9 protein-coding genes and 1 pseudogene are annotated in these 8,438 nt (G+C 69.4%); 8 read left to right on the top strand and 2 right to left on the bottom strand.

Features of this window, described 5'->3' with window-relative positions:
- Positions 1 to 154: 154 nt before the first annotated feature.
- Positions 155 to 772 carry a hypothetical protein gene (locus ABZ570_RS32940; RefSeq protein ID WP_358071926.1) on the bottom strand — a complete coding sequence of 206 codons (618 nt, stop codon included), beginning with the start codon at positions 770 to 772 and terminating at the stop codon, positions 155 to 157.
- A 516-nt stretch (positions 773 to 1,288) separates the two neighbouring features.
- On the opposite strand from ABZ570_RS32940, the gene ABZ570_RS32935 reads away from it, so the two are divergent.
- The 5 genes from ABZ570_RS32935 to ABZ570_RS32915 are packed head-to-tail and all read left to right on the top strand — an operon-like array spanning position 1,289 to position 5,402.
- A complete protein-coding gene (locus tag ABZ570_RS32935; protein ID WP_358071924.1) occupies positions 1,289 to 2,131 on the top strand; it encodes a helix-turn-helix domain-containing protein in 843 nt (280 codons plus the stop codon).
- A 53-nt stretch (positions 2,132 to 2,184) separates the two neighbouring features.
- Complete coding sequence (locus tag ABZ570_RS32930; RefSeq protein WP_358071922.1) at positions 2,185 to 3,483, top strand: FAD-binding oxidoreductase; 1,299 nt, start codon at positions 2,185 to 2,187, stop codon at positions 3,481 to 3,483.
- A gap of 19 nt (positions 3,484 to 3,502) precedes the next feature.
- On the top strand, positions 3,503 to 4,108 hold the full coding sequence (locus ABZ570_RS32925; protein WP_358071920.1) for a dihydrofolate reductase family protein: 606 nt from the start codon (positions 3,503 to 3,505) through the stop codon (positions 4,106 to 4,108).
- A complete protein-coding gene (locus ABZ570_RS32920) occupies positions 4,105 to 5,025 on the top strand; it encodes an NAD(P)-dependent oxidoreductase (RefSeq protein WP_358071918.1) in 921 nt (306 codons plus the stop codon). Before ABZ570_RS32925 ends, ABZ570_RS32920 begins: the two co-directional genes overlap by 4 nt.
- Positions 5,026 to 5,039: 14 nt before the next feature.
- Entirely contained in the window at positions 5,040 to 5,402 is a 363-nt protein-coding gene (locus ABZ570_RS32915; RefSeq protein WP_358071917.1) for a PPOX class F420-dependent oxidoreductase, read from the top strand.
- Positions 5,403 to 5,632: 230 nt separating this feature from the next.
- Here the strand turns inward: ABZ570_RS32915 and ABZ570_RS32910 are convergent.
- Positions 5,633 to 5,875, bottom strand: a pseudogene (locus ABZ570_RS32910) (IS5/IS1182 family transposase); the annotation flags it as partial.
- Here ABZ570_RS32910 and ABZ570_RS32905 point away from each other — a divergent pair.
- The 3 genes from ABZ570_RS32905 (at position 5,868) to ABZ570_RS32895 (ending at position 8,224) form a co-directional block, all read left to right on the top strand.
- Positions 5,868 to 6,596 (top strand): MarR family transcriptional regulator, encoded by a 729-nt coding sequence (locus ABZ570_RS32905; protein ID WP_358071915.1) that lies wholly within the window; start codon positions 5,868 to 5,870, stop codon positions 6,594 to 6,596. The pseudogene ABZ570_RS32910 and the gene ABZ570_RS32905 overlap by 8 nt on opposite strands.
- 150 nt (positions 6,597 to 6,746) lie before the next feature.
- Positions 6,747 to 7,277 carry a GNAT family N-acetyltransferase gene (locus ABZ570_RS32900; RefSeq protein ID WP_358071913.1) on the top strand — a complete coding sequence of 177 codons (531 nt, stop codon included), beginning with the start codon at positions 6,747 to 6,749 and terminating at the stop codon, positions 7,275 to 7,277.
- Between the two features lie 227 nt (positions 7,278 to 7,504).
- On the top strand, positions 7,505 to 8,224 hold the full coding sequence (locus tag ABZ570_RS32895; RefSeq protein WP_358071911.1) for a hypothetical protein: 720 nt from the start codon (positions 7,505 to 7,507) through the stop codon (positions 8,222 to 8,224).
- Positions 8,225 to 8,438: the final 214 nt, after the last annotated feature.

The raw sequence follows: 8,438 nt of genomic DNA, 5'->3' as shown, positions 1-8,438 counted from the left end.
GGCATCGCATCCCAAGGTCCAAAAAGTCGCCATGACGCCAACGTACGGGGGCTGCAACCAGCTGTCATCGGCACGACCGGATGCTGGCGCCCGGCGCCGACATCACCCTCGGCGATGATCGCTTCGCGGCTACTTAGAGTGAACCGCACCACGATCAGATACGGCGTAGCACCAGCATCACGAAGCCCAGAACGTTGCGGTACCCGCGCAACCACTGATCGCGGTGCTCCCGGGCGGCGGTGAGTGCCTCGACAGCGTCCGGATGGCCGGGGTTGTCCAGCGCCCACTCGGTGAGCGAGCCGGTCCACGACCATTCGTAGTCGTCCCACTCGGCGGAGTCGCTGACATGGGCGTACACCGGCGTCCAGCCGGCCTGCTCGGCAGCGTCGACCAGGCCGGCGAGTTCGGTGAATTCCTCAGGCTTTGCATTGAGCACGGCGAGTGCCTCCGGAGTCGGCGGGACTTGCCAGAATCCTTCACCGACCATCAGGATGCCGTCGGCATTCACATGCCGACCAGCCAGCTCCAGCGTCTCGCCGAATCCGCCGAACGCGTGTGTCGACCCGACGCACAGCACCAGGTCGTAATCGCCGCCAGGCACGTACGTCCGGGCGTCGCGCTCGTGCAGTGTGAGACGGTCGGCGAGGCCGCGTTCGGCGGCGGCGCCCAGGCCGGCGCTGTAGCCGAGCAACGCACCGAGGCCCGTGATCCGGTGTTTCGTTGGTGGGTCGTCGCCGGGCTTGACGCCGGCCAGGCTGGCCAGGCGCCGCACGCTCTGCTCGGGGGTGCTGCTCGGCGATCGCCTGCGCATCGAGGTAGGTGACCAGGTCGAGGGCTGCCGTTCCGGCGGCGCCGGCGATCAAGCCGCTGGTGAGCATGCGCATGCCGTCGCGCTACCCACCCTGTCGGGCTCTACACCCACCACTGGTGCCCGAATGCCCCCGGCCCTCGACCGGGTGACGCTGGTTTGCCGGCGTGTGGACGCGATGTGGGAGCACCCCGGTCGGCCACCAGGATGATCATGCTGGCCGCGGTTGAGGCCGGTAGCGGGCGGATACCGTCGGGCTCTGTATGGTCGCGGATCATCCTCGACGGCGGGGTGGAGCTGCCGGTCGGGTACTGCGGCGGCGAGGGCGGGAGTGGTCTACGTTTCCGCCGCGACGAACGGTGAGGCACTCGGTCATGCTGCTCCGAGTGCAACCAGGCGATCTCAGTACGCGGTTCGTAACTCCCTCCATAGGCAATGGTCGCGAAGCTCCGTCGACAGGGCGCTCGCTTCAGTGCCAGGATGGCCGCGATGGACTCTTATATTGAGCGTCCGCCGTTGCCGGCGTTGGCGGGCGTGGTGCGGACGGTCTGGATCCAGCGCACCGGTGCGGCGGCGTATGTGCAACGACACCTACCCACGGGCGGGGTCGAGATCCACTTTCCGATCGGCGGCCGTCCCCAGCTGGTCGGTCCGCTGACCGGTCCGGAGATCGAGGTCATCCCGCCGCATACCACCATCGTGGGCGTGCGGTTTCAGCCGGGGACCGCGCCGCCCATGCCGGCGGTGCTCGACGACCTGGTAGACCAGCGCTTGAGCCTGGCAGAGCTGTGGGGACGTTCGGCAGACCGCCTCGTGGAGGCGATGGCCCGGGCCGACACGCCCGAGCGGGCGCTCACGGGTCTGCAGACCCACCTTTTGCCCGAGTTCCGAGGCGCGGCGCACGTGGATCCGCTGGTGTCCGAAGCCGTGCAGGCGCTGATGCCGTGGCACTCAGTCAACATCGAGGCCCTGGCCACCCGCCTGGCGCTCTCCGCCAGCCAGTTGCGCCGCCGCTGCCTGCAAGCGGTGGGGGTGAGTCCCAAGGTCCTGCAGCGGACGTTGCGGTTTCAGGGGTTTCTCGCGCTGGCTCAGGCCGGCGCGACCGCCTCGGGCCGGCTTGGCGCCGACGGCGTGGCGGGGTTGGCGGTCGACGTGGGGTATGCCGACCAGGCACATCTCAGCCGTGAGTGCCTACGCCTGACCGGTCTCACCCCGAGCCAGCTCCTCGGGGGCGCCGTCGATCGCTGCGCCTGTGGCCATGAGCACTCCGCCTCCTACGCACCCTTCCTCGCCACCCGCAGCAGGCCGCCACTGCGGGTCTGAGCCTGCGCGTTTTGTTCAAGACTCGTCGTCACACCGCGCATAGCGTCGAACACGTGCCTGCCCTTGCACTCGACGGCGAGATGTTCACGCCTGACTCGCCGGGTTACGATGCGATCCGCCGCCCGGTCAACCCCGCCTTCCGGGACGTCCGTCCCCGACTCGTGGTGCTGTGCCGTTCGGTTTCGGACGTCGTCAGTGCCCTGACCTACGCCACCGCCACCGGAGAGCGCCTCGCCCCTCGTGGCGGGGGGCACTGCTTCGCGGGCCGATCGTCGACGGACGGGATCCTGCTCGACCTGTCTGGCCTGGACGGCGTGTCCGTGGCCGACGACGGGGTCGCCAGGATCGGAGCCGGCGCCCGCCTGCATCAGGTATACGCGGCGCTGCACGCCCGCGGCTCGACCCTGCCCGCCGGGTGCGGTCCCACCGTCGGCATCGCCGGCCTCACTCTCGGCGGTGGGATCGGCCTGCTCGGTCGCAAGCACGGCCTGACCTGCGATCGCCTCGTCGGCGCACAGGTCGTGCTCGCCGACGGAACCGTCGTGGACTGCGACCAAGACCGGCAACCGGACTTGTTCTGGGCCCTGCGCGGCGCGGGCGGCGGCCAGTTCGGTGTGGTCACGTCACTGCGGTTCGACACCGTCCCGGAGCCGCTGACCACCCGCGTCGAGGCGCACTGGTCGGGCGTCGCGCTCGAGGGCCTTGTCGCCGCCTGGCAGGCCTGGGCGCCGGACGCGCCCGACGAACTCACAGCCAACCTCACCCTCGAGTCCGAGCCCGGCGCACCGGTCCGGGCCACCCTGTTCGGCGGCGCCACCCTCGAGGAAGGACCGACCCGGGAGCTGCTGCGGGAGCTCACCGATCGGGCGTTCGAGCTGCGTGCCGGCCTGCCCTACCACCGCCTGAAACAGACCTTCGCCGACCTGGATCCGCCGGATCTGCCCGAACGAGCCCAGCGGACGCGGTCGGAGTTCTTTTCCCGCGGGTTGTCCGACCGCACGCTCGCGTCGCTGGTGAGCCAGTTCGGCGCCGCAAGGACCGGGGGCCGGCGGCAGTTGACGTTCACCGCGATGGGCGGGGCCTACAACAGGGTCGCCGAGGACGCCACAGCGTTCGCCCACCGCGGCGAGCGTTTTCTGCTCGAACACATCGGCGACCCGGCCGATCCGTGGGTCGATCGTTCCTGGGCGACCGCCCACGCCGACGGGTCGGGGCGGGTCTACCCCAACTTCCCCGACCCCGCCCTCGACGACTGGGCCGCGGCGTACCACGCGGGCAACTACCCCCGGCTGGTGGCGGTCAAGAACGCCTACGACCCGCACCGGTTCTTCGACTTCCCGCAAGCCATCTGAGAAACAGCGAAGGAGAGACATGAGCAAGGTGTTCAGCGCCCACGCGGTCTCCGTCAACGGCTATATCAGCGGTCGCACTCCCGACGGTGCAGAGGAGTTCGGACGCGGTCTGGGGGACGCGCCTATGCTCTTCGACTGGTACTTCGACGGGGACACGCCGAGCAGGTTGTTCGATGGGTTCAATCTCGACGAGCCCAGCGCCCGGTTCTTCGACGCCATCGCGGCCCGAGTGGGAGCCGCGGTGGCCGGGCGCACCACGTACGAGCACTCCAGCCACTGGGGAGGCGGTAGCCCGCACCCGACGGCGCCACTGTTCGTGGTCAGCGACCGGCCGGTACCCGAGATCAGCGAGCGGCAGACTCTCGTCACCACCGGCGTCGGGGACGCCATCGCCGCGGCCCGCGAGGTCGCCGGCGACAAGGACGTCGCCCTGATGGGTGGCGGTCTGGTCACCGAGGCGCTCAGGATGGGACTCGTCGACGAGCTCATCCTGCACCAGGTGCCCATCCTGCTCAGCGGCGGTCACAGCTTCTTCCAGGAGCTCCCAGAGCACGTGCAGCTGCGTCTGCTGGAAGTCATCCCGGCGTCCGGCGTGACGCACCTGCACTACGAGGTGGTCCGATGATCCTCGTCACCGGCGGGCTCGGCATGATCGGCGCCCATACTGCCCGCGCGCTCGTCAACCTCGGACACGAGGTCGTCGTCACCTCTCACCGCCGGACCGACGTCCCGTCGTTCCTCGCCGGCAAGGTCAGCGTGGAACGCCTGGACGTCACCGACCGGGAAGCGTTCCTGGCCCTCGGCGATCGCTACGAGATCAGCGACATCGTCCACCTCGCCGGCAGCATCCCTGGCACCGATCCGGTCGAATTCTTCCGCACGGACACCAGCGGCCTGCTCAACGCGTTGGACGCCGCTCGCACCTGGGGCGTGCGCAGGTTCGCCGTCGCCAGCAGCCTCGGCGTGTACCTCGGCCGGACCGAGATCCCCTGGCACGAGGACCTCGCGCTGCCCACCGCGGACCTGCCGCACCTGATCATCGCCTTCAAGAAGGCCGTCGAGCCCCTCACCACGCACAGCCTCCAGGGCACCGACGTGCAGCCGGTCGTACTGCGGATCGGGAGCATCTGGGGACCTCTGATGGACCCGGAGTCACCGTTCAACCGCATCCCGCCGTACATCAGCGCGGTACTCCGCGGTGAGCAGCCGCGGCCCCTGCACGCCGACGACGGCGGCGACTGCTGCTACGCACCCGACGCCGGACGCGCGATCGCCCTGCTGACAACCGCAGAAACCCTGCAGCACAACACTTACAACGTCGCCAGCGGCCGGACGTTCACCAACCGCGATCTCGCGGACGCCCTGCAGGCGATCACCCCCGGCTTGCAGCTCACCCTCCTACCCGGACGGCAGAACGGCCCCGGCGCCGACCCCTACCTCGACATCACCCGGCTCACCCAAGACACCGGCTTCACACCGGCATTCGACAGCACCACGGCGGTCGCCGACTACGTCGCGTGGCGCGCCGACAACCCCCGCTGAAAAGGAGCACTCCCATGCTTGACCCCGGCGTGCGCCGCATCCTCGACGGCGCCTCGATCGCCCACCTCGCCACCATCCTCCCGGACGGCTCGCCGCACACCACCCCCGTCTACGTCGGCACCCACGGCGATCGGGTCGTCTTCTTCACCGGCCCAGGAACGCGCAAGGCCCGCAACCTGCGCCGCGACCCTCGAATGGCGCTGTCCATCGCACCCGCCGAAAACCCGTTCACGCCGGTTGTCGTCCGTGGACGAGTCCTCGAATGGATCGAGGGCGAGCCAGCGTGGGAAATCATCGACCGGCTGGTCACCAAGTACACCGACCAGCCCTACCCCCGAGGACAGGACCGCGTCGTGGCCCTGATCGAACCCGAGTGACAGACCGTCGGCGTCGGCTGAGTCGTCGGACTGCCAGGGCGCCACGTTCATAGTCGGCGTCACGGTCAACGGCAAGGTCGCGCGGGCGTCCTGACCTTGCCACGGAGCAGGTTGTGAATGGTCTCTGTGGTGCCGTCGGCGGCCCACCGGGTGAAGTACAGCCAGCTACCGCGTGACCGCTCTTGATCGGTCAGCACGCACGGACGGCGGCTACTTAGAGGGCGTCTGATTCACGTATTTTGCGAGTGATGCCGCCTTTGGATGTCTCGCCAGGTTGGGGTGGTCCCGTGGGTGACGCGTTTGGTGAGGCTCTCGATCATCCCGATGCGGATCATGCTGGCGGAGTTGTCGGGTAAGGCTTCGTAGTCGCGGGCCAGGCGCCGGTGCAGCATGATCCAGCCGAGGCTGCGTTCGACGACCCACCGCCGCTTGACCACCGAGAATCCCTTGACCTGCGGGTCTTTGGTGACAACCAATCTTGGCTGGATTGATGTCGGCCGGAGTTGTCGGGCCGCGCCGCTGGGCCTGGCACCGGCCGAGGTGGTGCACGCGGTCTTCTACAACTTCGCCGACGGCGAGGTGGCGCGCCACATCCCGTGGGTCTGGGGGAAGACCACCCCGCAGGAGGCGATCGCCGTGCGCGAGCGGGGCAGCGTCGCCGCCCTGCGGCAGAGGATCGGGCAGCTCGCCGACTCCCCCGGTCTGGTGCGGGCCGCCGGCCTGGCCACCCGGGCAGCGGTCAGCGCGCCGACCGAGGGCCGTGCGCTGTACGCCGGGCTGCGCGCGCTCGACGTGCCCGCGGAGCCGGTGGCCAGGCTCTGGCACGCGGCGACGCTGCTGCGGGAGCACCGCGGGGACGGCCACAACGCCGCCCTCCTCGCCCACGGCATCGGCGGCACCGAGGCCCACGTCCTGCTCGCCCTCTCCCTCGGCATGAGGGCGGAGGAGTTCGGCCGGACCCACCACCTGCCCAAGGCACAGCTGGCCGGTGTCGTCGACGGGTTGCGCCGCCACGGCCTCGTGGACGCCGCCGGCGGGTTCACCGACGCCGGCCGGGAGACCAAGAAGCGGATCGAGGCCCTCACCGACGAGCTGGCGGCGCCGGCGTATGACGTGCTCACCGCCGACGAGCTCGACGAGCTGACCGCGGGGCTCGAGCCGATCGCCGCCGCGGCACAGGAAGTCGACGACTGAGCGGGCGCGTCAGGCGACGGCCACGAGATCAGACGGTTGCTGCGCGCGGTCACTCGCGTGCGCTGTCCCGTAGCGAGCACACTGCGGCTAGATGCGTGCGAAGGAAATCGGGTTGAGAGGCGTTGCTCGGCGCTGGCTAGATTAGGTCGCATGCGCACCATCGCGAGCGACCGCCTCCTGCTGCGCCCCTGGCGCGATGAGGACGCCGACTTCCTTCTGGATCTCGAGTCGCGCTGGGAGGTCGTGCGATTCTTGGGCGCGCAGCCCACGATCATGAACAACCGCGAGGATGCCCTCGCCTCGATCGCACGCCGATGCGCCATCGATGATCCGATCCACGGGATCTGGGCCATCACCACAGCGGCGGACGGCCGGCTGGTGGGAAACCTCCTACTCAAGCCGATTCCCCTGTCGGCCGGCGAACCCTCCGGCGAGCCGACCGATGTCGAGATCGGCTGGCACCTGCATCCGGACGCCTGGGGGCACGGCTACGCCACCGAAGCAGCGGCGGCGGTCCTGGACGACGCGTTCAGCCGGGGTCTGGCGAGAGTCATCGCGGTCACGGATCCGGACAACCATGCCTCCCAGGCCGTCTGCCGGCGGCTCGGCATGACGCACTTCGGCCGGACGACGAGGTACTACGACACGCCGAACGAACTCTTTGAGAAGCTGGCCAGCTGATCGGCAAAGACCACCACGACCGCCTCCGCCGCTCGCCACCGCCACATCCGCACATCGACAGTTCAGGATGCCCGAGCGTCGCGAAGCACCGACCACCCGCAGCGAGGGGCGACGCGCGGCTGACGCGCACGGACGGTGGCATCAGCGTGAAGGCAACCGAAAACCCAGCTCGAGCAGCGGGCAGCCACGACGGGAGGTCAAGCTCTGGTCTGACGATAGATTTCCCTGTGGCCTTGCCTGTCTTCTATGCGCGCCCGGAGTCCGTGGGCAGCACACTCAGCGTTCCGCCTGCCCTGGCCAGCTGGGACACGGCTGGGTCACCTGGCCAGGTTCGCTCCGCCGCGTTTGCCGCAGACGTCCTGGCGGCCATCGCCCCGAAGTTGCGCGTCACTCCGGATCCGCTCGCGCTGCGCGTGGATATCGGGCTGCCGGACATCGTGCCCCTGCTCGCGCTCAACGACCTCGACAACTACCTGTTTCCGCTCGTCCCGAAGCTGACCAAGGGCACCGGGCGGCAGTTCGCCTCGGTCTGGGCGACCAAGCGGCATGCGGCGAGGTCCGCGGTCGCGGTGTGCCAGACGCAAACTGTCCAGGATCCCGGCGGGGTGTACTCGCTGCAGGTACGCACCACTGCGTCGGCTAGTACCACCGCCTACAAGCGGCAAATCCGCGACCAGATCACCGCCGCTCAACCACTTCCCGATGGCGGTATCGCCCTCCAGCTTGCGTTCGTGGTCGGGCCCCGCCGCGCCTGGCCGAACCTCTGGAAGGCCACGATCGACTCGCTGGGCCCAATCTTGGGGCGTGACGCCGGTGCCCGGGAGTGGGACGCACGCGACGGCCGCATCACAGACCTCGGACTGCACTGCGTCATCGACCCCGCCGTGGGCAACCAGGTCACCATCGCGATCCGAGCCTGCCCACTCGGCAAGCAAGCGGCCCGCTGACGAGACGCCGATGCCGCCGCACGACCTGGGCTCGGCACAGCGATCAACGGTCAGGCAGGCGATGCCGTAACGCCACAGGCGCGGGCCTAGCGCACGGTGTGCGGCATGAGCGTACGTCCTGCATGCGTCAGCCGATGCTGGACAACCGGGCAGGTCGGGCTTCGGCCGGGCTACCGTCGAGCATTCCATCCGGGTTCCGATCGGACACGATCCG

The organism is Micromonospora sp. NPDC007271, assembly GCF_040634005.1.
Classification (GTDB): domain Bacteria; phylum Actinomycetota; class Actinomycetes; order Mycobacteriales; family Micromonosporaceae; genus Micromonospora.
This window is presented reverse-complemented; position numbering and strand designations above follow the sequence as displayed.

What these genes read in the sequence shown, in the direction of transcription:
- ABZ570_RS32935 (WP_358071924.1), top strand. Translation starts at nt 1,289, where the DNA reads ATGGCCGCGATGGACTCTTATATTGAGCGTCCGCCGTTGCCGGCGTTG.
- ABZ570_RS32925 (WP_358071920.1), top strand. Translation starts at nt 3,503, where the DNA reads ATGAGCAAGGTGTTCAGCGCCCACGCGGTCTCCGTCAACGGCTATATC.
- ABZ570_RS32920 (WP_358071918.1), top strand. Translation starts at nt 4,105, where the DNA reads ATGATCCTCGTCACCGGCGGGCTCGGCATGATCGGCGCCCATACTGCC.
- ABZ570_RS32915 (WP_358071917.1), top strand. Translation starts at nt 5,040, where the DNA reads ATGCTTGACCCCGGCGTGCGCCGCATCCTCGACGGCGCCTCGATCGCC.
- ABZ570_RS32900 (WP_358071913.1), top strand. Translation starts at nt 6,747, where the DNA reads ATGCGCACCATCGCGAGCGACCGCCTCCTGCTGCGCCCCTGGCGCGAT.